General features: G+C 58.1%; 20 protein-coding genes. 6 read left to right on the top strand and 14 right to left on the bottom strand.

The features are described from left to right. Positions 1–121 precede the first annotated feature (121 nt). The gene (locus HY298_21330) at positions 122–1636 is read right to left on the bottom strand and encodes a sulfatase (protein ID MBI3852805.1); all 1515 of its coding nucleotides are present in this window, start codon (positions 1634–1636) and stop codon (positions 122–124) included. Between the two features lie 397 nt (positions 1637–2033). Between HY298_21330 and metF the strand changes: the two genes are divergently transcribed. Further along, a complete protein-coding gene (gene metF / locus HY298_21325; protein ID MBI3852804.1) occupies positions 2034–2921 on the top strand; it encodes a methylenetetrahydrofolate reductase [NAD(P)H] in 888 nt (295 codons plus the stop codon). 227 nt (positions 2922–3148) lie between these two features. Here the strand turns inward: metF and HY298_21320 are convergent, their stop codons facing one another. After that, a complete protein-coding gene (locus HY298_21320) occupies positions 3149–3928 on the bottom strand; it encodes a prepilin-type N-terminal cleavage/methylation domain-containing protein (protein ID MBI3852803.1) in 780 nt (259 codons plus the stop codon). Positions 3929–4287: 359 nt separating this feature from the next. On the opposite strand from HY298_21320, the gene HY298_21315 reads away from it, so the two are divergent. Then, positions 4288–5418, top strand: coding sequence for a hypothetical protein (locus HY298_21315; GenBank protein ID MBI3852802.1), 1131 nt, complete (start codon positions 4288–4290; stop codon positions 5416–5418). A 313-nt stretch (positions 5419–5731) separates the two neighbouring features. Here HY298_21315 and HY298_21310 read toward each other — a convergent pair whose 3' ends face one another. The 4 genes from HY298_21310 to HY298_21295 all read right to left on the bottom strand — a co-directional run bounded on the left by HY298_21310 (position 5732) and on the right by HY298_21295 (position 8973). Then, on the bottom strand, positions 5732–7258 hold the full coding sequence (locus tag HY298_21310; GenBank protein ID MBI3852801.1) for a DUF4445 domain-containing protein: 1527 nt from the start codon (positions 7256–7258) through the stop codon (positions 5732–5734). 36 nt (positions 7259–7294) lie between these two features. Beyond that, positions 7295–7954 (bottom strand): corrinoid protein, encoded by a 660-nt coding sequence (locus HY298_21305; protein MBI3852800.1) that lies wholly within the window; start codon positions 7952–7954, stop codon positions 7295–7297. 200 nt (positions 7955–8154) lie between these two features. Next, positions 8155–8811, bottom strand: coding sequence for a hypothetical protein (locus HY298_21300; protein MBI3852799.1), 657 nt, complete (start codon positions 8809–8811; stop codon positions 8155–8157). Positions 8812–8820: 9 nt separating this feature from the next. Continuing rightward, positions 8821–8973 (bottom strand): hypothetical protein, encoded by a 153-nt coding sequence (locus HY298_21295; GenBank protein MBI3852798.1) that lies wholly within the window; start codon positions 8971–8973, stop codon positions 8821–8823. Between the two features lie 165 nt (positions 8974–9138). Here HY298_21295 and HY298_21290 point away from each other — a divergent pair, with 165 nt between their 5' ends. Continuing rightward, positions 9139–9825 (top strand): hypothetical protein, encoded by a 687-nt coding sequence (locus HY298_21290; protein ID MBI3852797.1) that lies wholly within the window; start codon positions 9139–9141, stop codon positions 9823–9825. After that, complete coding sequence (locus HY298_21285) at positions 9822–10217, top strand: hypothetical protein (protein ID MBI3852796.1); 396 nt, start codon at positions 9822–9824, stop codon at positions 10215–10217. Before HY298_21290 ends, HY298_21285 begins: the two co-directional genes overlap by 4 nt. A 764-nt stretch (positions 10218–10981) precedes the next feature. On the opposite strand, the gene HY298_21280 is transcribed toward HY298_21285, so the two are convergent. Further along, on the bottom strand, positions 10982–11167 hold the full coding sequence (locus tag HY298_21280) for a hypothetical protein (protein MBI3852795.1): 186 nt from the start codon (positions 11165–11167) through the stop codon (positions 10982–10984). Position 11168: 1 nt separating this feature from the next. Further along, a complete protein-coding gene (locus HY298_21275; protein MBI3852794.1) occupies positions 11169–12308 on the bottom strand; it encodes a hypothetical protein in 1140 nt (379 codons plus the stop codon). A gap of 188 nt (positions 12309–12496) precedes the next feature. Between HY298_21275 and HY298_21270 the strand changes: the two genes are divergently transcribed. Further along, positions 12497–12661: a hypothetical protein gene (locus tag HY298_21270; GenBank protein MBI3852793.1), complete on the top strand. Its 165-nt coding sequence runs from the start codon at positions 12497–12499 to the stop codon at positions 12659–12661. Positions 12662–12745: 84 nt separating this feature from the next. After that, positions 12746–14569: a hypothetical protein gene (locus HY298_21265; protein ID MBI3852792.1), complete on the top strand. Its 1824-nt coding sequence runs from the start codon at positions 12746–12748 to the stop codon at positions 14567–14569. 67 nt (positions 14570–14636) lie between these two features. On the opposite strand, the gene HY298_21260 is transcribed toward HY298_21265, so the two are convergent. The 6 genes from HY298_21260 to HY298_21235 form a co-directional block, all read right to left on the bottom strand. Beyond that, complete coding sequence (locus HY298_21260; GenBank protein MBI3852791.1) at positions 14637–14996, bottom strand: DUF2185 domain-containing protein; 360 nt, start codon at positions 14994–14996, stop codon at positions 14637–14639. A 212-nt stretch (positions 14997–15208) separates the two neighbouring features. Further along, complete coding sequence (locus HY298_21255; GenBank protein MBI3852790.1) at positions 15209–15670, bottom strand: hypothetical protein; 462 nt, start codon at positions 15668–15670, stop codon at positions 15209–15211. A 183-nt stretch (positions 15671–15853) separates the two neighbouring features. Then, positions 15854–16480, bottom strand: a complete 627-nt coding sequence (locus HY298_21250; protein ID MBI3852789.1) for a response regulator transcription factor — start codon at positions 16478–16480, stop codon at positions 15854–15856. Between the two features lie 40 nt (positions 16481–16520). Further along, positions 16521–19703: an ATP-binding protein gene (locus HY298_21245; GenBank protein ID MBI3852788.1), complete on the bottom strand. Its 3183-nt coding sequence runs from the start codon at positions 19701–19703 to the stop codon at positions 16521–16523. A gap of 158 nt (positions 19704–19861) precedes the next feature. Then, positions 19862–20299 (bottom strand): hypothetical protein, encoded by a 438-nt coding sequence (locus tag HY298_21240; protein ID MBI3852787.1) that lies wholly within the window; start codon positions 20297–20299, stop codon positions 19862–19864. A gap of 15 nt (positions 20300–20314) precedes the next feature. Beyond that, positions 20315–23545 (bottom strand): hypothetical protein, encoded by a 3231-nt coding sequence (locus HY298_21235; GenBank protein MBI3852786.1) that lies wholly within the window; start codon positions 23543–23545, stop codon positions 20315–20317. Between the last annotated feature and the right edge of the window lie 713 nt (positions 23546–24258).

The following is a 24258-nucleotide window of genomic DNA, read 5'->3' as shown; positions in this document are numbered from 1 at the left end:
CGCAGCCAACGACGCCCTCGTCGTTGGCATCCTGGCGTGACGCATCGCCCATCGTTTTGATCACGCGCCAGAATGTTCGGCGCGAGGGCGCGCCGAACTACAGCCGGGGCGGCTGTGCTCCCTATTTCAACTTTGTCGTTCCTGTGACGTCTCTTGGTTGCAGACAAAATTCCAGGATGGCATGAACATCATCGGTCTGCGGAATCAACTCCGGTTGCCGCGCAGTGCGTTTCAAACGCTCGGCCAATCGCCTCGTGAAATCCTCCACGGTTTTTGAAAACTCCGGACGCTGGGCGAGGTTCTGCATTTCTTCCGGGTCGCGTTTGAGGTCGAAGAGTTGAATCGTGCGTCCGGGCTGTGGATTGTCGGTGACGTAGCCATCTTCGCGCACGCGCTTGCCGGTCGAGTAAATGAACTTCCACCGGTCAGTGCGGATGTACGCTTCTTCGTTTTCCGAATACTCAATGAAGACCTGTTCGCGGTGTCGCCTGGTTTTCCCGCTCAAAACGGGAACCAGGCTCTTACCCTGGACATTGGAAGGAATCGGAACTCCGGCGTAGTCCAGCACGGTGGGAAAAATATCGATGAATTCGACGAGCGCCTTGGTGCTCTGCTTTAGTTTGATCTTGCCGGGATAACGCATGAGCAAGGCCGAGTGCACGGCCGGCTCGTAGCCGCAATGCTTCTCGAAGCGTCCGTGCTGTCCGAGCATGTAACCGTGATCGCCGGTGTAAATGACGAGCGTATTCTCCGCCTGCCCGGATTTTTCCAGCGCATCGAGCACCGTCCCGATGTTTTTATCCAGGAACTCCGCCGACGTGTAGTAGGCGGCGATGATGCCCTGCTTCTCGCGGTCGGTGAGGTTTCGAAAGATTTTCGGAATCTGCCAGTCGTCCTCCGGACCGACCTTGGGAACCGTGAACTCCTCCGGCTTGTGCCAGCCGCGATATTCAACGGGAAAATAAAACGGGGAATGTGGTTCGTAAAAACTGGCGATCAGGAAAAACGGCTTGTCGCGCCGGTCACGCAAAAACTTCGCCGCCTGTTGCGCAAAAAAAGTTCCGGCCATGTCGGCATCAATCAGCCCAAAGGGACGGCACGCGCTGTTGAGCCAGACACTGGCCGGGTCTTTGAACGGTTTCCACGGCGGCTGCACCTCCACGCCCGACGGCAGCAAGCTCCTGCCTTTTGCCTCCAACCATGCCCGATGTTGCGGCAGATCAATCAGCAGAGCGAAGCCGTGCTTGAGCGGACTGTTAAAATGCATCTTGCCGATGGCGGCGGTGTTGTAGCCGGCACGCTTGAGAACTTCCGCCAGCGTGACTTCGTTTTCCGCCAGCGGCGTTTTCAATTGTGTCACGCCGATGGTCCGCGGGTAACGGCTGGTGATGAACGATTGCCGCGAGGCCGTGCAGACCGGCGAATTGCAGAACGCACGGTCGAATCTCATTCCTTGCGATGCCAACCTGTCGAGGTTCGGCGTGCGCACTTGGTTGTTGCCGTAAGCGCCGATGACGTAGGGCGCGTGATCATCGCCGCAAATCCAAAGCACGTTGGGTGGGCGTTTTTCCTGCGCCCAACCAAAGTGGGCCGGCAACGTCAGGCAGAAAATGATCGCGAACAAAATTGAGCGCATGATTTTTCCATTCTGCAGAATCCCGCTGGTCGTTCGTTTTGAGACGGGTCTTTTGTTAACAGGGTTTGGGTGTTCTGCAAGCCGCATCGCAGTGATCCAGCCACTGCGCGAGGCAGAGTGGAGGATGCGGATCGGGTGGAGCAAATTCGAAATCCGAAATCCGAAACAAATCCGAATGGAGGAAAATGGCAATGACCAAAACGACCGGTACCCGACAGCATGCCGCAACCGTTGGTTTTGGAATTCACCGTCATGGTTTCGGATTTCGGGCTTGTTTCGGATTTCGAGCTTCGGATTCCGGATTTCCTTCAGACCACCTCGGTTCCACAAAAACAGCGAAGGGCCTTGTTTGCCCGCTTGCATTTGGCGGGCGACTTCGCGAACAATCCCGCCCGCCATGCAGTTCATACGCGACATTCACGCCGCCAAAGGCGCCGCCGGAAAGCCGGTCATTTCGTTTGAATTCTTTCCGCCCAAAACCGGGGAAGGCGACCGCAACCTTCTGGAAAAAACCATTCCCGCCCTGCTTCAGCTCAAGCCGGATTATTGTTCCGTGACCTACGGTGCCGGCGGCAGCACGCGCGACAAAACGCTCGGCATCGTGGATCGCATCCAGCGCGAGCACAACCTCACCGCCATGGCCCACCTGACTTGCGTCAGCTCGACGAAAGCACAATTGCGCGATGTGATCGAACAGGCGCGTGGTCTCGGCATCAAGAACGTTCTCGCGTTGCGCGGTGATCCGACCGGCACCAACAGTGAATTCCAAAGGACGGAAGGCGGCTTTGAGTTCTCCTATCAACTCGTAGCGTTTCTGAAAGAACTCGGCGGGTTCTGCATCGGCACCGCGGGATTTCCCGAGGGGCATATCGCCTGCAAGGAGGGCAAATACGTCGATTGGCAGCGCTTGAAAGCGAAGATCGATTGCGGCGCAGATTTTGTGCTTACGCAACTTTTTTTCGACAACGCCGACTTCTTCGAGTTCCGCGACTACCTCACCAAGCTTGGTGTGACGGTGCCGATCTGTCCTGGCATCATCCCCATCCTGAGCGCTTCGCAGATCAAACGGTTCACGGCGTTATGCGGCGCGGAATTACCCAAGCCGCTCTTGAACGACCTCGAAAAGTTTGGCGACAACGACGAAGCGACTGCGGAATTCGGCATCGACTACGCGACCGAACAATGCGCCGAATTGCTGCGTGAAGGTGTGCCGGGACTCCATTTCTACACGCTGAACAAAGCCCGCTCGACGACCCACATCCTGAAGAAACTCGGACTGGCTTGAGGCGTTTGTGCCGTTGGTCGGATTGCGATTTGTGCCGGGAGAGACCCCGCGAACCAAATTACGCGAATCGAGCCCCTGAACCCACCCCTTGCCCCTCCCAAGAGGGGAGCGGCGCACGTTGGATTGTTCCCCGCCTGGGAGGGGTAAGGGGTGGGTGGGTCGGTGGCAGGTTCATTGTTCGGACGCGAAGGAGCCTGGCGGAAGACCGCCCGTTGAGTGCGCCTCGATCAATACTTGGTAGCGATCGCGGCCGCCACTCGGTCGAAATCGCGGTCCACCGGCCTCTGTGCCGGCGTGTCCCAAGTCACTTTGCCCGTCTTCGGCTCCTTCCACTTGTAGATTTCCGAATGGCCATCGGCAAAGCTCAGGTTGGCGCCGCGATCGTGCCGATCGGAGGGGCTGTTTTGCCAGACTCGATTATCAACTTGGATCGCAAAATAAGCGTCTTCAAGCGTGATCGTGCTCTCGTCAATAAACACCAAGGCCCCGGCAGGTCTCGGATTTAGAATGTTAGTGTACTTCCTGTTGATCGGGTAGCGGGGGTTGACCCAGTCAACGTCGCTGTTCATCTGCCCTGACATGGAAAAACTCCGCACGCGGGTTGCTTTCCTTCCATTCCGTTTGTAGTCATCGGCGGCACACACGTAGATCCCCAAAGAGGTGTTGTACGGGAACAGTTTTCCATTCTTGATGTTGTTAACATTGGTGTCGCCGGGAGCCGCGTTGACGTCGCCTTGCACCCAGGCGTACGTCTGGTTTTGCAAATAGTTCTGTATCAATTCGTCCCGGTTGTCACCGCTGTACATGATCCAGCACAACGTGAGTTGCTTCGTGTTGCTCAGGCAGGAAATGGCTTGGGCCTTCGTCTTCGCCCGCGCCAACACCGGTAACAGCAAGCCGGCGAGGATCGCGATAATGGCGATGACGACGAGGAGTTCGATCAATGTAAAAGCAGCCCGGTGCTCTTTTTCCCAGTATTGGTAGATGGATTTCTTCGGCCACATCATAGGATTTTCGGTTTTGGACAGCTTAATTCTTTTTCGCGGCGGGTCAAGAACTACTACTGCCCCGTCGCAACTTAAATCAGCTCAAGAATCCGCGCTGAAGCCCTCGCGTGGTTGCAATAATTTCTCCCTCAGTGTACATCTGCGCCTCAACGACCCACATGACGATGAGCACCTTAAAACACTCCGTCTGTGCTTTGTCCTGTGTCCGGCAAATGCTCGGTGCAACTCGACGACAGTTGTTGGTTTACCTGGCGTTCCAGCTTTGTTGCGTGACGGTCCTTTCGGTATCAGCTGCGAAGTCTCCGAGAGGGTGGTTGATTAAGAACGGACACGTCCTTTTTCCTATCGGCTCTTACGAATTGCCCAAGTCAGATGCGGATTTGCGCACGATGGCCGACGCCGGTTTCAATCTGGTGCATTGCGGCAATATGGCTGATCTCGAGCGCGCCCAGGCGGCGGGGATGTTTGGCTGGATCAGTCTGCCGTTGCAATCGGGCGCGGACAACGACGCGCTGCGAAAAGCCGTGCATGCCGTCAAGGACCATCCCGCGCTGGCGGTGTGGGAAGGGCCGGATGAAGTAGTCTGGAATTTCACCGCTTACAGCGGCCTGTATCGCAGTGGCGTTTACAAGAAGCCTGATGAATGGTGGCAACAAACGCCGCTGGCTGTGCAACATGCGGAGGCGGAAGCCAGGAGAATTCTGCCCAAATTGCGCGAAGGCTGCCAACTGGTGCGGCGCATTGATCAGCGGAAACTTCCCATCTGGATTAACGAGGCAGCGGAAAGCGATCTGAAGTTCATCCGGGAATACATCGATGACCTCGACATCACCGGTTGCGACATTTATCCCATCCATGAAAACCGGCGAGTGCCGGAAACAGTTGGAGACTTCACGGAGCGGTATCAGCGAGTCGCTCGCGGCAAACCAGTTTGGATGGTTCTGCAAGCATTCTCCTGGCATGAATTGACCCCGCCGAAGGACGAGCATCTGGTTTATCCTTCCTTCGTCGAATCACGTCTGATGGCCTACAGCGCCATCGCCCACGGGGCAAATGGAATTCTCTATTGGGGCAGTGAGGTGGTGCCGAAGGAATCGCCATTCCGTCCATCGCTCCTCGCCTTGGTGAATGAGTTGAACGCGCTGCAACCGTTCCTTACCGCGAAGGACGAAGCCGGCGTGCGCGTGGAATTGACCGAATCCAAAGGTCGAGCGCCGGAAGGAAGTCGTGGCGTGAAATGGATCGCGCGCTACGCCAATCGCGAGTGGCTCATCGCGCTCGTGAACGAGGATGATCGATCGCAGTTCGGGGTCGAAGTTGTCGGACTGAAGAAGTTGAATGGTCGAAAGCTTGAACTGCTTTACGGCTCTGAAACCGCGAGTGTAGAACACGGCGGCTTTGTCACCCGCCTCAAGCCGCACGAAGTCAAGGTTTTTGCAACCAGCCGCAAGTGGGAAAGTGCGTGCCGTGAGGGCCGGGACTTTCAATAATCAATATGCATGGCCGAAATGAATTCCCCTCGCCCCATCCTACGCATGAACCGAAGGGAGTACGGGTGGTCGCGTCAACGTTTGGAGAGTGCGGCGACTGGTCGCCGCTGTTACACGGGGCGTGTGGGAAAGACACACTCGCCCTGGAGCAAGCCCTCCCCAAAGCGGCGATAAGTCGCCGCACTCCAAACGCTCCGCGCGTCTCCGACGACTTGGTCAGCATCAAGTTTCTAGGGCAGGAAATGGCGGAACAGGAACATGTCCGACTACTCAACCGACTTGTCGCCAATCAAAGTAGCGAGCGAAAATAATCTCAAATCAGCGCGGGTCTGGATGATGACGGGAATCCCATCTCGTCGGCGAAAACCTCCTGGAATTGTGACACTTCGTTCAGCGAGACGTGCTTCACTTGATTCCGAATCGAGGCGTAGGCGAGGTCGTTGCCGGCATTGAACAAAGCCAGCTTGGCACCGAGCAGAGCGGAGTTGCCGACGGATTGGATTTTTTCCTGCGGGAAGTTGAGAAGTCCAATGCGCTTGGCGCTCGAGCAATTGAGGTAGTTGCCAAAAGCTCCCGCGAGAAAAATTTGTGAAAGGTCGTTCAATCGCGCTCCCCACTGTTCCGTGAGAATTCGAATGCCCGCCGCAATTGCTCCTTTCGCCAGTTGCAACTCCCGAATGTCGCGCTGGGTCAAGGAAACCGGCGGCGCAATCGTCAGCGCATCGCCAGCGACCAGACGCCCGGACGGTTGAATCAGCCCCAGTTCCAAGCCGCCCGCAACGGCATCGACCAGTCCGCTGCCGCAGATGCCGCGCGGCGGAACATTACCGATGACGTGCGCGTGAAATGTTCCGTCGTGCACCATGATTTCGGAAATCGCCCCCGTCGCCGCCCGCATTCCCATCGAAATGCGCGCACCTTCAAAGGCCGGACCGGCGGCGGTTGACGCGCACAGGAGCCGTTCACGATTGCCGACGACGATTTCGCCGTTTGTGCCCAGATCAATCAGGGCGGCCAGAGATTCTCGTTCGTGCAAGCGGGTGGCCAGCACGCCGGCCAGCAGGTCGCTGCCAACGAAGCCGCCAAGGCAGGGAAGAAAATGAATGGTGGAATTTTTGGCGAATCGCCAGCCGAGTTCATCCGCACAACAAACTTGCAGACCAATATCCTCAGGCTCGAATGGCTCGTGCGAAAGCGGCGTGACCTCAAGGCCGCAAAAGAGATGATGCATGACGGTGTTGCCAACGATAATGATGCGCCGCAATTCATTGGCGTCGGCGGCAGCGCCAGCGAGCAATTCGGCAATCATGGCGCCAATTTGTTTCCGAATTACTTCACCCAGCAGTCTCTGATTCCCGCCAAGGGCGAATTCAATCCGGCTCATGATGTCCGCGCCATAGCGCGCCTGGGTATTCAGGGCCATGCGCACTCCCAGCACGTGGCCGGTTGGCAAATCGAGAAGCTGCGCCACCAGCGTCGTCGTGCCCAGATCGACCGCCGCGCCGAGGCCCGCTCGCGGAGTGAATGCGAAAACCGAATCGTCGGAAAGAATCGGCGACTCCCATTGCGCCAGTTCAATTTTCAAATCGCCGTTCGCCCGGTGACGGCACGCCAGCCGCCAGCCGTCCGCAAGTTCGGCAACGGACAACTTGTGCTTTTCCTCATCCGTGACGGGCAGTTCGCCGCGAAGCAGTTTGATTTTGCATCCCTTGCAGCGTCCCAAGCCACCGCACGGAAACTCGACACCTTGAAGAAACAAAAAATCCTGAAGCGCAGAACCGCGCTCGATGGAAAACTTTTGGCCCAACGGCAGAAGCTCGATATGCAGCGGTTCGCTCACAGGCGGGCCGGAATTGTTAAATCAATTCTGTCAAACTTAGGTGGCCGAGGCTGGCGCGCTGTCGAGACCGAGAACGGTTTTGGCCAACGCCACGGCACTCACGGCGTTGTCGCTGAAACCGTCAGCGCCGATTTCATCGGCAAACTTTTGGGTCAGCGGCGCGCTGCCCACCAGCACCTTTATCTTTTCGCGGACGCCATTTTGCTTGAACGCGTCGATGGTCGTTTTCATTGCAGGCATCGTCGTCGTGAGCAGGGCGGACATCGCCACTACATTCGCTTTTTTCTCGTTGATGACGGCGATGAACTTTTCCGGCGTCACGTTGACGCCGAGATCAATGACTTCAAACCCGCCGCCTTCGAGCAGGGCGGCGACCAGGTTTTTGCCGATGTCGTGCAAGTCACCTTTGACTGTGCCGATGACGACGCGGCCTAACGGTTCGTCGCCGCGCGCAACGAGCAAAGGTCGAATCAGTTCAAGGCAGGCTTTCATGGCGCGGGCCGAAATAAGCAGTTCGGGCACGAAGTAATCGCCGCAGTCGAAACGCCGCCCGACTTCGTCCATCGCCGGAATCATGAATTCGTTGACCAACTTCAGCGGGTCAATTCCGGCGGCCAGGGCTTGTTCGGTGACGGCGCGGGAGGATTTTGCGTCACCGTTGAGGATTGCGTCGTGGAGCTTCTTCAGGTCTTCCATAATTCAAATGCTTTCAAGTTAATTTACCGCTTCGAACGCGGCGTGACGTTGACCTGCGTCAATTTGTTGGAACGATTGTGCTTGCGGTAGTGTTCTAATTCCACTGAAATTTCCTTGGTGTGCGCATTGTCCCGCAAAGCTTACAAGGGCGCGCTGAGTTCATGCACTTGGATATTCTCGACTCGGAATTTAATCCGTCCTCACGTCACCGCAAACTGCGCCGCCAACCCCGCGATGCTCATGTTCTCCGCGATGGCGTCGTGCGGGATCAGCAGATACTTCCACGATTTGCCGCCGTTCTTGGCCGAGTGTTCCGTTGCGTGCTGACAATAACGAACCGCTGACTCTTTCTTCGCGATCACTTCGGGGTGTTCCATTTCCTTCCGCATTTTCGGTTCGAGCATGTAAATGCACTTCGGCATTTCGACAACGAAGTCCGGCTGGTATTCGCGCTGGTCGGCGGCCCACTTGTAAAAGATTTGAAATTGGCCTCTGCCGGGCTTGAACCACTTGTCGCCTTCGCGATCGAGAATCACTGAAAGAACGCGCTCGGGGTCCGACTGGAATTTCTGCACCGGATAGAGGCACTTCTTGAATCCGCCAAAAATCATCTGTGGAATCTTGGACTTGTCGGCCACGGGCGCGCGAAAATCGTAAACAGGCTCATCCGCCGGGGCAGTAAAAGCCAGCGGCTTGAGCGTAGTGAAACCCTGCTTCACCACAACATCGTGGCCGGCGACTTTTTCCCAATGGTGCTCATAATCGCGGCGCGTGGATTCGATGAGCGGCGCTGCCAGAGATTCGTTCAGCTTGATCTCATTTTTGCACTTCGGACAAATGATGGTTGGTTCCGCCATAGGTTCCTTTCAATTTATACGCTCATCGAACCGGTCGTGATCCGTCACCCGGTGCGCCGCGTGATACGACTTCTCCGGGTCTTCCAGCAAGATGCGCGGCTCCAGCCTGGGCCGGTTCTCCTTCCCAATCCACGTCAGTTCCAGTTTTTGTTTTTTGGTCACGGCTGTCTTGCTGATCGCTGAGAGCGGAGACTAAACGAGCGCGACGGAGTGTGGCAACCCCGCCGTGGCAAGCCGAAAACACGACAGCCGAAAACACGCGAGCAGGAAATGTCGTTGTAATCCGTTCTGACTCCGGCTTAAGTTGCGGCTGCGCAAGCAGACAATATGAACTCCAACTATTTCAATACGGGCATTTACACTGTTCGCGATGCGGCACGGCTGACCGACGTTTCCACAGGGCGGATTCGTCGCTGGTTGCGCGGTTATCGCTACCGCTCGCGGAAGAAGGCGTATGCATCGCCGCCTGTGTGGCAAGGCCAATGGGAGCCCATTGATCACAGTCTGGCGCTGGGGTTTCTGGACCTGATTGAAATCCGGTTTGTGGACGCGTTTCTCAAGGCAGGCGTGAGTTGGGCCACGCTGCGGCAGGCGCGGGAACGCGCCGAAGAGATGTTCAAGGTTTCGCATCCGTTCTGCACGAACCGGTTTGTGACCGACGGGCGGGAGATTTTTGTGGAACTGCATCGCGAGACGGGCGAGCCGAGCCTGATCGAAATCGTGCAACGGCAGGCGGTATTTGCGCAAATCATCAAACCATTCCTGAAAGAACTGGAGTTCGCGGATGGCACCGGGTTGGTGCGCTGGTGGCCGCTCGGTGAGAAGCGGCTGGTGGTGCTCGATCCGACTCGCAACTTTGGCCGGCCAATCGTGGCCCGGCACGGCGTCCCGACGGAAGTGCTGGGGAACGCAGCCAAAGCAACTGGTTCGATCACCGAGGCCGCGCGGTGGTATGAAGTGTCCGAACGGGAGATCCAGGATGCGGTGGAGTTCGAGCAGCGGCTCGCTGCATGAAGTTCTTTCTGGATAATTGCCTGGCCATCCGCCACGCCCGCGCTTTGAACGAGATGGTCAAGCCTGAGCACAGCTTCACCCATCTCCAGGACAAATTCGCCCCGGACACGAAAGACGAAGTCTGGATTCGCGCGTTGGGACACGAGGGCGACTGGATTGTCATCTCCGGCGACTACCGAATTGGCAAGAGCGCGCACGAACGGCGGGCCTGGCACGAGAGCGGATTGACGGCTCTTTTCCTGAGCAAAGGTTGGACGAACATCCCGCCGCTTCAACAACACTCGAAGCTGTCGCTGATTCTCGACGACACCATTGAACAGGCCCAGCGGGCGAAGCCGGGATCGGGGTTCTCCGTGGCGATGAATGGGATAATTCAGCAAGTGTATCCGTGACCTCCAGCCGGGGTCGGTTTTCCTTCCCAATCCACGTCAGTTCCAGTTTTTATTTCTCGTGACATCGTTATTCAATCGCAAAGAACGCAAAGAGCGCAGAGAATCTCGGAGTGCAGACAGCATTGTCCGCGAGTTTCAGCCCACCGAACGCGACGCGCGGAGAAGGCTGTCCGCGCTCCCGTCGACGATGCCGTCCGTTTTTCGCGCTCTTTGCGCTCCCTGCGGTCATAAAACATTGGGGCTTGATTTTCGAGGCTGAAAAGCCGACATGTATTGCAACTTCTCGCAATTGCGATGGGGTGATCCGAAAGGGTTGCCCTCTTTTTTTGCCCTGATTCGGCTGATGTGGCCGCAGCGCGCCTTTGGAAAGTGGTGAATTGAAGGCGAACAGCGCCGCCTCCACCTGGTGCGGATTCAAATCCACCTGTGCCCCCGGCGACAGCGCCCGCGAGTTTCCCCATGCTGTCAGACGAACAGCGCTTGGTCAGCTCGTGCGCAAAGTATTTGGCGTGATAGTCCGTGAGGTTCATCCACAGCAGTCATCTAACACTGGTAAGAGGCAATGAATCAAGCGTGGAGCAGATGCGGAGGTTGCGTTGTCGGCGAGCAAATTAGTCTGTTCGCAGAGTTTCATTACGCTGCGGAGTTTGGCAACCTGCCGCGCGGATTCAACTCGTTGGTTTTTGAAGGATTGGCCTTTATCGTGCATTGCTTCGGCGCAATCCTGCCGCAAGATCAGGACACTACCGAGCATTCACACGGCATCAAAAGGACACCAGACAATGCCAGATGTAAGTGTAAGCCAGGCTATCAACGTCTTCCCAAACTTTTCGCGCGAGCTGTTTGTCACCCGGAATTTCTGGCAACTCTTTCAACTTTTCCTCCCAGGGAATGCACACGCCGGGAGCGCGCCCGCGCGGTTGGTCATCCGGCTTTGGTTCAGTTTTCATTTCAGTAAACGCCATATTCACGAGTGAACTCGGTCAGCGCCTTTACGTTTTCCACTTTTGCATCGTTCTGAATAATCGCGCTCGCGTCCATGATGTAACCGCCGTCGCGCGCGACTTCGTCGATGATCTTCTTGCAGCACGCACGCACTTCGTCAGGCGTGCCGAAGCCCAAGAGCGTGTTGGGAACGCCGCCGCTAATCGCGAATTTGTGGCCCAAGGCCCGGTGGACTTCAAAAATGTCGTCGCGATCCACGTGGTAAATAATGCTGCCCGCAGGCAGTTCAGCAAACGCTTTCAGATGCGCGCCCCATTTGCCTTCCGCATAAAAAAGCGTTTGATGGCCGCGCCGCCACAATTCGAGAATGATCGGCTTGAGCGTCGGCCAGTAAATTTCCTCGAAATGATTCATCGAAACCAGCGGCACGCAACCCCGGTGCATCCAAATCGTGACCGGAACATTCTTTTCCAGATCCGCGCCGGAGAGAGCCACGTGCAGTAGATGCGGCATCAAGGCTTCGCAGCCTTTGCGGACCTTATCAGGTTGCTGCTGCAGATCCATGCAAAGCCCGACGTAGCCGCGCAACTTGTCGCCGAGGATGTCCATGGGCGCTTTCAAAATTCCGCTGATGGCGTTGACTGTGCCGGATTCTTTGCGGAGCAATTCAGCCTGGCGGACAAACGCGCCGAAATAATTCCACATCGCCATGCCGCCTTTGAGAAAGGAGAGATTGTTCCGATAGGAGGTCGGCTTGCCCATCGGCGCGACGTCGCTCGAAACGCGCGACAGCCAAACGTTAAACAAAAACTCCGTCGGGTCGGCGGCGAGCGCATCGTATTCGTCCGGCTGCATGAACGCGTGGTCTTCCGAGGGTTCGCGATATTGAAATCCGGTTTCCGCCGAAACGTCGATGCCGGGAACGCCGTAATATTTCAAACCGATGGCCTGAGTCAGGCCGGTCCAAACATAGACCATGTTGCCGACGACGGCGTCCCAATCGAAATCCGCCGCGCATTTTCGCGCCGCGGCAAACGCCTGCTCGAAATCATGCGTGACCTGCTGGCAGGTGTAGCCCGCGTATTTCGCGGCGAACTCTGCGACGAACGGACGAATCGGAATACGGTCGGGTTTGCCCTTGCGCATCGCGGTCACGTAGCGCTTCAACCGTTCCTGATACAACCTCTCCGTGTTGGATTCGCTCTTGGTTTCAATTGGTTCACAGATGGCGCTCACGAGTAATCTTCAGGCGCAAGGCTAATGCTCAGACACTGCAACCGCTTTGATGCAGGTCAAGGAATAATGCGCCATTGGCGTCGAACTTCAACCTGTCTATGGATTTAGCCGTAACTTCACTGGACAATTTTATCTTTGGCCACGCGAGTAAGCCCGTGACTTGCGGCCGGGGCGTGACCATCGGAGCGGGCGTTGTCATTCCGGAAATAAATTTCACGCTCCCGCCATTTTTTCCTTGGCGAGGTTCACAAGAACTTTTCTGAACGATTGCCGTGTCACGACCGGTCATTCGTTGACTCGGGTCAATTCAGACGGCGACCCGATTTGTCAGACTTCCAGCGCTCGGAATGAAACTATCGATCCTCGATCAATTCATTGTTGTTCTCTACCTGGCGGTGATCATGTCCATCGGCTTCGCGATGAAGCGGCGCGCGGCCAAAGGGATGTCGGCTTATTTTCTCGGCGGACGTCAGTTGCCCTGGTGGGCGCTGGCCATGAGCGGCTCTTCGTCCTACTTCGACATCACCGGCACGATGTGGATCGTGTCGCTGTTTATTTTGCTGGGTCTGAAAGGCATGTGGGTGCACTGGCTGTGGGGCTTTCCGATCACGGCGTTTTATCTCGCTTACATGGGCAAGTGGATTCGCCGCAGCGGCGTACTCACTGGCGCGGAATGGATGTACACGCGCTTTGGGAACGGCAAAGCAGGCGATCTGGCGCGGCTATCTTACACGCTCTTCGCCATTCTCACCATCACCGCGTTGCTCGGCTACGGCGCGATCGGCATGGGGAAATTTGGCGCGGTGTTCCTGCCGTTCGAGCCGTTCACATGCTCCGCGCTCATTCTCGGCGTGACGGGGGTTTACGTCATCGTGGGCGGACTTCATGGCATCGTGCGGGTGGAAATTGTGCAAACCATCGTGCTCAGCACAGGCGCTCTTACGTTCGCCTTCATCGGCTGGCAACATTTCGACGCGGTCAAGTTTGCGGCGAGCGTACCGAGCGGATGGAATTCCATCATGCCGGCGATGCGGCCCGCGGAACTGCAAGGCGTCGTTTCGGGCGGCACGGATTTTTCTCTCTTTGGCGCGCTCGTCGCGGTGTGGTTGGCGAAAGGGTTGTTGCTCTGCTTCAGCGGGCCGGAGCAGTTGTTTGATTTCCAACGCTTCCTGGCGGCGCGGGATGCCCGCGATGCCTCGAAGCTCGGCGCGTTGTGGGGCGTCATCCACACCTTGCGCTGGCCGTTCACGATGGCGATCGCCGTGATGGCGATCATCGGTCTCGGCGATCCGGCGCTGGATGCGGCTTTGCGGAAAGACCCGGAAGCGGCGCTGCCGCTCATCATCAGCGCGCGGCTGCCGCACGGACTCGTGGGCTTCATGCTGGCGGCGCTGTTGTCGGGCTTTCTCGCCACGTTCAGCTCCACGATCAACGGTGGCGCGGCGTACCTGGTCAAAGACATTTACCAGCGTTACGTCAATCCGCAGGCCGGTCAGCGCACGCTCATCCGCGCCAGCTACGTTGCGTCGGCGCTGCTGATTGTCATCGGGCTGGTGATCTCGCGCTTCGGCACTTCGATCAATACGGCGTTCATGTGGATTTTCGGAACGCTCGCCGCGGGAATTCTGCCGTCCAACGTGCTGCGCTGGTATTGGTGGCGGCTCAACGGCTGGGGCTACGCCGCCGGCATCTTCGGCGGCATGGCGCTCTCGCTGGGGCAGGTCTTCGGCGACACTTATCTCTGGCGCACGCCGCTGCCGCTTTACGTCGGCTTCCCCGTCATCGCGCTGGCGTCCACAGTCATCTGCATCGTCGCCGCGTTGCTGACGAAACCGACGGATGAACCAACCCTCGCCCGCTTTTACGAAACCGTGCAGCCGGCGGGTGCGTGGGGTCGGGTGAAAGCCAGTGTGCTGTCAGCGAATCCTCAGTTCCGTCGCGAAGCGCCGTTCGCGCGCGACGCGCTCAACACCTTGCTGGCGCTGGTGGCGATTTGCGCGCTCTACGTCGGCACGCTCTATTTGATTCTCCATCGCTACGGGGTCGCGTGCCCATGTTTCGGCACGACAGTGGCGATGGGCATCGTGCTGTTCTTCACGTGGTATCGAAACCTGCCCGCGCCGGAACGGATGATAGACGAGGAAGAAGTCAGCGCGCCGCCGCGTGCGTGAACCTCCGATTCACTGGCTCACGGCGTCGAACATCGCAAGGATGTTCACGGGTCCTGGAGCACACTGGTTACGCCTTCTCTTCATCGGGTGGTTCAAAAGGCACGGCCACGAACTTTTCGAACCAGCCACGGCGTTCAAATGCGGAGCCAATCGGAGCGTCCAGCAACGAAATGATCGCAGTGTCATAATTCGCTATGGTGTTCACATCGTAAATCGCTGTGTGGCCTGCGTCTTCCAGATAATCTTGACTCTCCTTCCCTGAAAAGAACCGCCACCCGCTATCCTCCGGAAAGTCAGGCTTCTCACGATACATATAGCCAACTTTCTGCCCTTCGACCGTTACCATATCTGTGGCATAGCACCCACCGTGTCCTTCAGCGAGTGGTTTGATCTCACTGCTATCGATCTTGAAACGCTTCTCAGGCATAACTGTACAGGTAGTAGGAAAGGTTTCCCTGATATTGGGTCTTGGACGGGTAACAAGGGAATCGGTTTCCCGCGTTCATAGGGCGAGCCTATGGCTGAAAAAGACACGGGTCAAGGCGCAGTTCGTTTAGGATTGAGAAGCTTGAATCAGATTGCATTGGTTGTTCTTTACGTGCGGCCAGAATTCAGCTTGCGCGAGGCAGAGAGTTCAAATCACCGCACCGCGTCGAACATCGCAACGATGTTCGCGGGCGGCACGTCGGCCATGATATTGTGGACTTGCTGGAAAACGTAACCGCCACCGGGACTCCAGATTTTCATTTGTTCGCGAACGTGCGCGCAGACTTCCTGGGGCGACCCTCTGATCAAGACATCGCGGGTATCGCAGCCGCCGCCCCAAAAGGTGAGCCGGTTGCCGAAATCCTTTTTCAGGCCCGCCGCATTCATGCCTCGACAGGTGATTTGCACGGGATTGATCGCGTCGAGTCCGGCGTCGATGAGGTCGGGCAAGAGTTCGCGTACCCCGCCGCCGCAGTGCAGCATCACCTTCACCGGCGCGAGTTCCTTGGCGCGCTGCCAGAGAAGCTGCTGACGCGGTTTGAAAAATGCGCGGCTTGCCGTTGAGCGAGTTACGTCAAACCGGCGGCAAAAAAAACGAAACCGCTCCGCATCCATGAAATTTCGGTTAGCGGGAGATCGTCGCGCGTGATGACGCCTCTTGGCCGGTGTCGTCGCCAGTCAAAGCCGTGATGTATTTGGGCACAACGCGACAACACCCAGCGTGCCGGAAGTGCTGGAGATGATAATTTTAACGACCCGCGTGCAGAGAGTGAGATTGGTAGATTCGAGGGCGCACACTTATTGGCCCACGAATCGGGCCACCGCCTCCGCGCGCGAACGCACATGGAGTTTTTCATAGATGTGTCGCACGTGAGTGTTCACTGTACCCACACCGATGCCGAGTTCATCGGCGATCTCTTTCGACCGATAGCCTTTGGCCAGAAGTCGCAGAATGTCTTCCTCGCGTGGCGACAAACGCAAGTCGGCGTCGTCGGATGCCGGCGCCTGGCGAAAGGTCGTCACAACTCTCCTGGCAATATGACTGGACATTGGCGCGCCGCCGCGATGCACCTCAGCCACAGCTTCCAGGATCACGTCGGGCGACACGTGTTTCACCAGATAACCCGTCGCCCCCGCCTGCAATGACTCGAACACTTGCTCGGTGTCTTCCTCCACCGTGAGCATGATCACCTGCGTGCGCGGCAACATCGTCCGCAATCGCGCGACACATTCAATGCCGCTCTTGCCCGGCAGATGAATGTCCATCAACACGACTTCGGGAAGCACCTCCGGCATGCGCTTCCACGCTTCTTCAGCGCTGGCGCAACTCGCCACGCAGGAAAAACCCGGCGCGGCGTCGATCAACACAGCGAGATTCTCGCGCACGGCGCGGTCGTCTTCGACGATGGCGACCCGGATGCTCATCGAGGCCGGTTGCGAGTTGAGAGTTGAGGGTTGAGGGCGCTCATCCGATTCCTCCATTTTCGGCAGCCGCGTGTCGGAGTGGCAGGCGAAAAGTGACGGTGGTTCCTGCGCCCGGTGTCGAAACGCATTCGAAGCTGCCACCAATTTGCTCCAAGCGGGCGCGGAGATTCGCCAGACCGTTTCCCACCTGTCCGCCCGGTTGGAAGCCCCGCCCGTTGTCCTTGACTTGCACGATCAAAGACCCGTTGACGATGGCCAGGCTCACGACGACTTCACTTGCGTGCGCGTGCCGCACGACGTTGGTCAAAGCCTCGCGCACACTGAGCGCCAGTTGGTGGCGCGCGTCCGCCGCCAGCGGCATCGCCGGAATGTCTTCGGGAAAATCCAGCCGCACGCGCACGCTGGTCGCGCCGAGAAACTGGCTGATCTGCTGTTCCAGAAAACTGGCCAGGCTGGAAAGCGTGTCGCACTGCGGGTTGACGGTCCAGACCACCTCGCGCATGCGTTCGGCCAGATCGCGCGTCCGCTGGGCGGTTTCACCGAGGTGTTCAGCCACCGGTGTCACCTCTCTGGCTTCGCGGCCAATGACATCAAGTTCGAGCGCCAGACCGGTCAGCGCGGTGCCCAGATCGTCATGCAGGTCGCGCGCGATGCGCGTTCGTTCGTTGGCCAGGGCGCGCTGCTCTTCCAGTTTCAACAGCCGCCGTTGCCACCTTAAACGATAGGCTTGTACACCTAACGCCAAGCCAATCACGGCTGCAGCGCACAGGAGGTAGAAGGGCCACGTTTCATAAAAATGCGGCGCGAGCGCAAAAGGGAAACTCGCCGGTGTTGGGCTCCAAACGCCGTGATGGTTGGCGGCAACGACTTCAAAGCAGTAGTTGCCCGGGCGGAGGTTGGTGTAGTGAGCAACCCGATCCACAGTCACATCACGCCAACCGGAATCACGTCCGATCATGCGATAGCGAAATCTCGCGCGCTTGGGATCCACAAACGTGTTCGCTGTGTAAGAAATTTCGACCACTTGCGCTCGACCGGGAGCAAGCTTCGTAACCGCCGACGTGAGGAGGCGGATATTCCCATTCTGTCCCATCGTCCGCCTCCTCACGCCGGCTGCTACACCGTCTCCGAAAATTATTTCATCATCGGCCTTCACCTGCTCGATGACGACCGGCGGCGGGACTTCGTTAACCTCGACCGTCTTTGGATCAATCACGACGACGCCGCGCGTGGTGGGAAACCACAACCGTCCGTCGCGCGCCTTCCAGCCGGCGGGTTGGCCTTCGCCATTGGTCTCGCTGCTCTCCATGCCGTCGGCAGTGCCGAAGGCGGCGACTTGCACGGATTGTACGCGGCCCTCCGCCACAGCGTTCAACTGCTCCAACTTCACCCGGTAAATGCCACGCAGTCCGCTTAGCCAGAGATAACCGAAGTCGTCTTCGAGAATCCAATTCACGGCGTTTTCCAACAACCCCTGGCTCCGTCTGAAGGTGAAGAAGCGACCCACACCTCCACGTTCCTTTGAAGGAGCCGACGTATGGAGGCTCTGTTCATGTCTGCTTTCTGCTTTCCGCTTTCTGCTTTTCGAAGTGAGTCTCCTCACGTCGTCTCCTACGGGCGGTAAAAACCGGGTCAAACCGTTCTCCGTGCCCAGCCAAAGCGCGCCATCGGCATCCTCGTGGATAGCCCAGACGCGGTTGTTGCTCAGACCGTCGCGCTCGGTGAAGACGTCGAACTTTCGGTTGCGCAGGCGCGTGAGTCCTTGACCCTGCGTGCCGAACCAGAAAGTTCCCGCCCGGTCTTGCAAGATGCACCGCACGTCATATTCAGAGCGACCGGCCCAATTCGTGTAGGAAGCCGTGACTTGGCCGTCTTTTAACGCGGCGACGCCGTTACCGGTGCCGATCCAGAGAAGGCCCGATCGGTCCTCGTAGAGCGCGAAGATATTTGGGCTTGGCAGAGCGCTCGCTGCGACTCGTTGAATAAGCCTCTCCTTAAATTCTAAAACGCCGATGCGCGACTTTGCAATCAGCACGCCGCCATCGCTGGGAGGCCAGACGCAACGGTCGGGGTGATCGGGATAAATGTCACCTGCGTCCAGCGGAAGTACGCGACGGTCGTGAATCCGACTTAACCCCCGATCGGCCCCCACCCAAATTGTCCCATCCGTTCCCTCGCAGACCGACCACACATGGTCGTCAACCAGGCCGTCGCGCGTGGTGTAAGTGCGCACCCGTCGCCGCTGAAGTTGAACCAGCCCTTGATCGGTTCCCAACCAGAAATTTCCCTCGCGATCCTCCTCCATGCAGGTCGTGGACACGGGCGCGGCGCTCTCCCCCAATTCAACGGCCGTCCAGCGCCCGTGATCCTCGCGAAACAGCCCTCCCGGTTTCGTATCCACCCACAGATTGGTGGAGCGGTCTTCATAGATGAAGTCCACGGGCCGTTGGCCGAGTTGGCTTGTTCCAATGGTCTTTGAGACAGATTGGTCCCATCGCTGAAGACCTTGCTGAGTGCCCACCCAAAGACTGCCCGGCTGCTTCGCGGACAACCCCGTCAGCCAGGCATTTCCTGATGAATTCTCGACTTGATTCGTTCGCAACTCGTCCGCATTGGGCGACAACGTCAGCCAAGTGTGCCCTGTGACGATGTGAAGCCAGCCGTCCGCGCCCTCGTGCAGCGCCTGGATTGAAGTATCTTGGTGCAATGGCATGTTCCAGACTTGCGAGAACTTGCCGCCCTCCAGGCGCGTTACCAAATCGCCGGCCTGCAGCCAGACGCCGCCGGAGTGACGGGCCGTCAGGCGCCAGACTTTGCGGTCAGGCAATCCATGCGCCGTTGTAAGCCGGCGGAAATGATGCTCCCGATAACTCACCAAGCCGTCGGCCGTGGCAATCCAGAGCGTGCCGTCGGTGTCTTCCGCCACGGCGTTAATAGCGTCGTTCACCAGTTCCGGAGTGTTGAATTTGTCGAACACGGTAAAGCGCACGCCATCAAACCGGGCCAGCCCGAACCAGGTGCCGAGCCACAGATAACCGTCGCGAGTTTGCTTGAGGCAGGAGATGCGGTTCTGCGGCAGCCCATCCTCAGTTGTCCAGCGTTTCACGCGATACGGTTGCTCCGCGCGCGCGCCGGACTCGACCTCCGCCGCGGACAATGACGCCACCCAACTGGCGCAAACCAGCCAGGTGAGGAGCGCGCGTTGGCGAGGGCGGTCGGGCATCTGTCTGCATTGCTACCAAATAATGGCGGTCAGGGGAACACTGATCATGCACTCCGCCTGCCGTCCCTCCGGTTTCCCACCGCAGGTAACCTGAAGTTCCAACCGGTGCAGCGCGAATCGGGAAACGAAATGACCGAATGTCCACGAATTCCCTGACGCTACGGATGAAACAGCCGGAAGTATTTGTTCCCCGTCGGCGGTGAATTGGTCACGCTTCTAGTCGTTCCGTCGTCGCCCACTGTGCCGGTGAAGCTCGTCCAGTTGGTCGTGGCCAGATTGGTATTCTGCTGCAAATAAAAGCCAGTGGAAGGCGATGGCCATGAGATGATCACGTTCGCGCCGGAGCGCGCAATGGTGAGCAACGGCGCGCCGGGCATTTGCACGACGGCGATGAGACTCCAGAAGCCGCCCGTCACGGAATAATTGCCGCCGGTCAGCGCATTACCGACGTCCGGCTGGCCGATGGTGCCGCTGACGGCATACACGCCACCCGTGCTCGTGCCGCCGCCGGCGACTTTGAACCAGTCAATGCCGTATGGCTGCGCGAAGCCGATGGCCGGGATCAACAAACTGGCAAGCAGGAGAAGATTCTTCATGAGTCCTTTGTTGCTCTAATAGGCCAGAGGATTTCCTTCGTGGCTGATGGGCATGAATTGGCCATCACCGACGTATTGAAGTTCAACGGCGATGTGCCGTGCGCCAAGCAGGTAGCCTGAGGTGCCGACAGCAGTGGAGTCAGGCGGGGAAGAGGAGTAAATCTGGCCGCCATAAACCACCGCGACGAATCTGCTCCCATCTACTGATGAGGCCACAGAGATCCAATTTGCGCTAGGTGCGGTCGTGGCCGTCCAGTTTACGCCCGAATCCGTGGAAGCGTAAATCTGGCCGCCACTTTGCACGACGGCGGCGAGTTTGGTGCCATCTGCCGAAGACGCGACGGAACCCCAGTCTGTGTTTGGTGCACTGGTGGGTGTCCAGTTCATTCCCGAATCCGCAGACATGTAAATTGAGCCAGCATGAACTCCTGCGACGAGGCTCGTCCCATCCGCCGAGGAGGCCACGGACGACCAATTTGAGCTGGGCGCGCTGGTGGCCGTCCACGTCACGCCCGAATTCGTGGAAGTGTAAATCTGGCCACCACTCTGGACGACGGCGACGAGCTTTGTCCCGTCGGCCGATGAGGCCACCGAGTACCAACGCCGGCTGCTATCGCGCGCAGTCCAGGTCACGCCCGAATCCGTTGAAGTGTAAATTTGCTCGTTATCACCCGCTGCGACGAGTTTGGTCCCATCCGCCGAAGAAGCGACGCAGTACCAGTATGCACTCGGTGCGCTGGTAAGTGTCCATGTCGCGCCCGAGTTGGTGGAGGTGTAAATCTGGCCGCCGGCGGTATCGATCACCGCGACAAGTTTGGCCCCGTCCGCCGACGAGGCAACGCCATTCCAATTGCTAACGGGCGCGCTGGTCGGAGTCCACGTTACACCCGAATTTGTCGAAGTGTGGATCTGGCCTTGCCAAACCGCCGCGACGAGTTTGGTACCGTCCGCCGAAGAAGCGACGGAATCCCAATTCCGGCTGCTGTCCCGCGCGGTCCATTGCACACCACCGTAAGAATTGGTGAAGCCCTCGATGGATTGACCCGCGTTCTGTGCGATCTTCCAGCCGCCCACGCCCCTGCCGGAAACCCGCACGGTATCTCCAAGGTTCGGCGTGGTGGGCAGCGTGACTGTCACCTGCGCGTTGTTCGTGACCAGATAACCGGTATTGGCTGCGGCCTGTTGACTGGTTCCCGAAACGACTTGCCAGTTGAATGTGCCGGGCACGGTCGTCAAACCCGCGCCATTGCCGCTGAATGTGCCGCTGAACCCGCCGTTCAAGGTCACACTTGCTGCACTATTGTTCGTGACTACTGCGCCCGGCAATTGCGCCAGCGGAATCGTGCCGCTGGCCAATTGCGAGGCGTTGAGGTTCGTCAAACCACCGCCGTTGGCGTTGATAACACCAGCGATAAACGTGTTGGAGTGGATTCCCGGCGTGCCGATGCGGATGGTACTGCTCTCACCCGCGACGCCAAGGTTGCCGATGTCAATGTTGTTGCTGCCAGTCGTGAGGTTGTAACCTGACTGAAAACCCAGTGCGATATTGGTTGCGCCACTGGTGTTATTGTGAAGAGCCGAATCGCCATCCGCCGTGTTGTAGTTGCCGGTGGTGTTGAAGTTAAGCGCCCGATGGCCGTTGGCCGTGTTGTTCGACCCGGTCGTATTGAGGTTCAGCGCCGAATCGCCGTTGGCCGTGTTGAAGCTGCCGGTGGTGTTCAAGAAAAGCGCCTGATGGCCGTTGGCCGTGTTGTTCGAGCCGGTCGTATTGATGTTCAGCGCGAAATCGCCATTGGCGGTGTTGTAGCTGCCACTCGTATTCCAGTAAAGGGCTTGATAACCGTTGGCCACGTTGGAAACACCGTTCGTGTTTGAGAAAAGGGATTGGTATCCATTAGCCGTGTTTCTACTGCCGGTCGTGTTGTTCTGAAGCGCTTGCATGCCGGTGCCCGTGTTTTGGCTGCCAGTCGTGTTGAGCCCAAGCGCTTGCTCGCCGGTGGCTGTGTTGTTGTTGCCGGTTGTGTTGCCGAGAAGTGCGCCAGTGCCGGTGCCCGTGTTGTTGTTGCCCGTCGTGTTGCGGGAAAGTGCCTGATTGCCATTGGCCGTGTTATAGATGCCGCTCGTGTTGTTTATCAGTGCCCAAAATCCGTTGGCCGTGTTGCCGTAGCCGGTCGTGTCGGCATGGAGGGCATTTACACCTACCCCCATGTTTTGACCAAGGCCCGTCAACGTCAAATTGCCCGCGCCCGCACCGGCGAAGAAGTTATTATTTCCGAAGGCGTGCATCAGGGTGTTGCCGCCGGAATAGATTATGCCGGCGGTCGTCGTCGTTGCGGGCAGGTTCAAATTGCTGCTGAGTGCAATTGTCCCGCCGGAGAGGTTTCCAAATGTCCCGTTGAAAGCGCCGACGAAGGAATTGCCGCTGTTGGCAAAAGTGTTGACGCCATTGAACACATTGCCGCTGGTAAACGTTTGATTGGCGTTGCTCGGTGGTGGCGCAATCGTCAGCGTCGCACCAGCGGAATATTGGCTGCCCGCATTTTGAACCGTGAGACTCACGACCGACCCGCCGGAAACCGTGGCGGTAACGACGGCGTTTGAACCGCTGACATCCGCCACGGTAACGATTGGTGCCACCGTGTAACCAGACCCGCCGTTAGTGACGTTGGCGCTGGTAATGAACCCGGAAGTGACCACCACGCCACCCGTCGCTTGCGTTGTAGTATTTGGAATGGTCAATCGCACAATGTTGGAGCTCAGTTGGCTGTCGGCCACGGTGCCGGTCACGTTGGCGGCGGAAACGGAATTCGCGCTGGCCGCAACGGCCGCTGTGACGGCAGTCCCGGCACTGGCGGCGTAGAGGGCTTGCGGCGTCGGCAGGATGGGCTGGCGCGGACTCAGGGTGCTGAACGCGCCGTTGCCGTTGGTGCGCACAGCGATTTCCAGCCAGACGTTCGTGCCACCGAAGACGCCGCCAAAGTCCAGCGTGACAAGGAACAGTCCGTTGCTAACGCCAGTGGCGGTGTTCGTCAGCGCGTCGCCAACCGCGTTGCCACCCGCCAGCGCGTCGTAGATCGCAAATCGCAAATCGTAACTCCCGTTGGCCGGATTGCCGCCGTCATTCAACCGGCCTTGGTAGGTGAACGCCGTGCCCTGGGCAAAAATTGAGGGTTGAGGGTTGAGGGTTGAGAGCAACAGCAGCAGCGCGGAGCGTTTGATGAGTGCGAGGATAGGTTTGGTTTTCATTTAGTATTGAGTTTGAGATTCACAACCTGAGTTCAGTTGGGATGGAACTTCACCCCATCACACTGATGCTGGCGACGTCGGTCCATTGGCCGACTTGTTCGCCGTTGAGACGGTAAATGGCTTTGTATTTCCGCACGGCACTCGTGCCGGCGGCGGTCAGAGGAACATGGGTTTCTGTTCATGATCGTGCTGAGTTTACGCCGTTGCAGGAGCAGCGCGGTATCCCCAAAAGTGTAGATGGCCCCTTGGCATGAAACTTATCCGGCGCTGCAGGGCCGCAGTCGGAAGGGGCGTGGGATTCATTCCGCTTCGAGCCGCGGAACGCAACGAAGCGATACTGTCAAAAGGAACAGGATAGGGGTAGGAAGAGCAGCGGTGGCCGCTCCCCCTCCCTCCAAACCGGACAGGCGGTTCTCGCGCATCCGGCTTTCCAGTCGGTGGGTGCTCTGTCGAGAGGGAGCGGCTCTTCGCCTCGTCCCCAAGTCCGGCGGTCAGACGTTCGGTATCACCCAAGCCAATTGCACTCGGCTGATTCCACCACTGGCTAGCCCTCGCGGGCACTCGCGTTGGTTTTCTTTTCCGTCTTTCTGTCCTTCGCACTTCCACCTTCCTGCGCTCCCTTCGCTCCACGGTCGTTACCCGTTTCATCGCTACTACGGACGCTCTGACTCCCGCCAGCCAGGCACGCGGACTGGACGCCCTGCGCACCCTCC

Source organism: Verrucomicrobiota bacterium (assembly GCA_016200005.1).
Taxonomy (GTDB): Bacteria; Verrucomicrobiota; Verrucomicrobiia; order Limisphaerales; family PALSA-1396; genus PALSA-1396.
This window is presented reverse-complemented; position numbering and strand designations above follow the sequence as displayed.

Bases quoted from the DNA above. Each gene is read 5' to 3' on its own strand.
- HY298_21300 (MBI3852799.1), bottom strand. From the start codon at position 8,811: ATGGCGGAACCAACCATCATTTGTCCGAAGTGCAAAAATGAGATCAAG.
- HY298_21280 (MBI3852795.1), bottom strand. From the start codon at position 11,167: ATGAAAACTGAACCAAAGCCGGATGACCAACCGCGCGGGCGCGCTCCC.
- HY298_21260 (MBI3852791.1), bottom strand. From the start codon at position 14,996: ATGCCTGAGAAGCGTTTCAAGATCGATAGCAGTGAGATCAAACCACTC.
- HY298_21275 (MBI3852794.1), bottom strand. From the start codon at position 12,308: ATGCGCAAGGGCAAACCCGACCGTATTCCGATTCGTCCGTTCGTCGCA.
- HY298_21245 (MBI3852788.1), bottom strand. From the start codon at position 19,703: ATGCCCGACCGCCCTCGCCAACGCGCGCTCCTCACCTGGCTGGTTTGC.
- HY298_21250 (MBI3852789.1), bottom strand. From the start codon at position 16,480: ATGAGCATCCGGGTCGCCATCGTCGAAGACGACCGCGCCGTGCGCGAG.
- HY298_21285 (MBI3852796.1), top strand. From the start codon at position 9,822: ATGAAGTTCTTTCTGGATAATTGCCTGGCCATCCGCCACGCCCGCGCT.
- HY298_21305 (MBI3852800.1), bottom strand. From the start codon at position 7,954: ATGGAAGACCTGAAGAAGCTCCACGACGCAATCCTCAACGGTGACGCA.
- HY298_21265 (MBI3852792.1), top strand. From the start codon at position 12,746: ATGAAACTATCGATCCTCGATCAATTCATTGTTGTTCTCTACCTGGCG.
- HY298_21290 (MBI3852797.1), top strand. From the start codon at position 9,139: ATGAACTCCAACTATTTCAATACGGGCATTTACACTGTTCGCGATGCG.
- HY298_21255 (MBI3852790.1), bottom strand. From the start codon at position 15,670: ATGGATGCGGAGCGGTTTCGTTTTTTTTGCCGCCGGTTTGACGTAACT.
- HY298_21320 (MBI3852803.1), bottom strand. From the start codon at position 3,928: ATGATGTGGCCGAAGAAATCCATCTACCAATACTGGGAAAAAGAGCAC.
- HY298_21235 (MBI3852786.1), bottom strand. From the start codon at position 23,545: ATGAAAACCAAACCTATCCTCGCACTCATCAAACGCTCCGCGCTGCTG.
- metF (MBI3852804.1), top strand. From the start codon at position 2,034: ATGCAGTTCATACGCGACATTCACGCCGCCAAAGGCGCCGCCGGAAAG.
- HY298_21330 (MBI3852805.1), bottom strand. From the start codon at position 1,636: ATGCGCTCAATTTTGTTCGCGATCATTTTCTGCCTGACGTTGCCGGCC.
- HY298_21240 (MBI3852787.1), bottom strand. From the start codon at position 20,299: ATGAAGAATCTTCTCCTGCTTGCCAGTTTGTTGATCCCGGCCATCGGC.
- HY298_21270 (MBI3852793.1), top strand. From the start codon at position 12,497: ATGGATTTAGCCGTAACTTCACTGGACAATTTTATCTTTGGCCACGCG.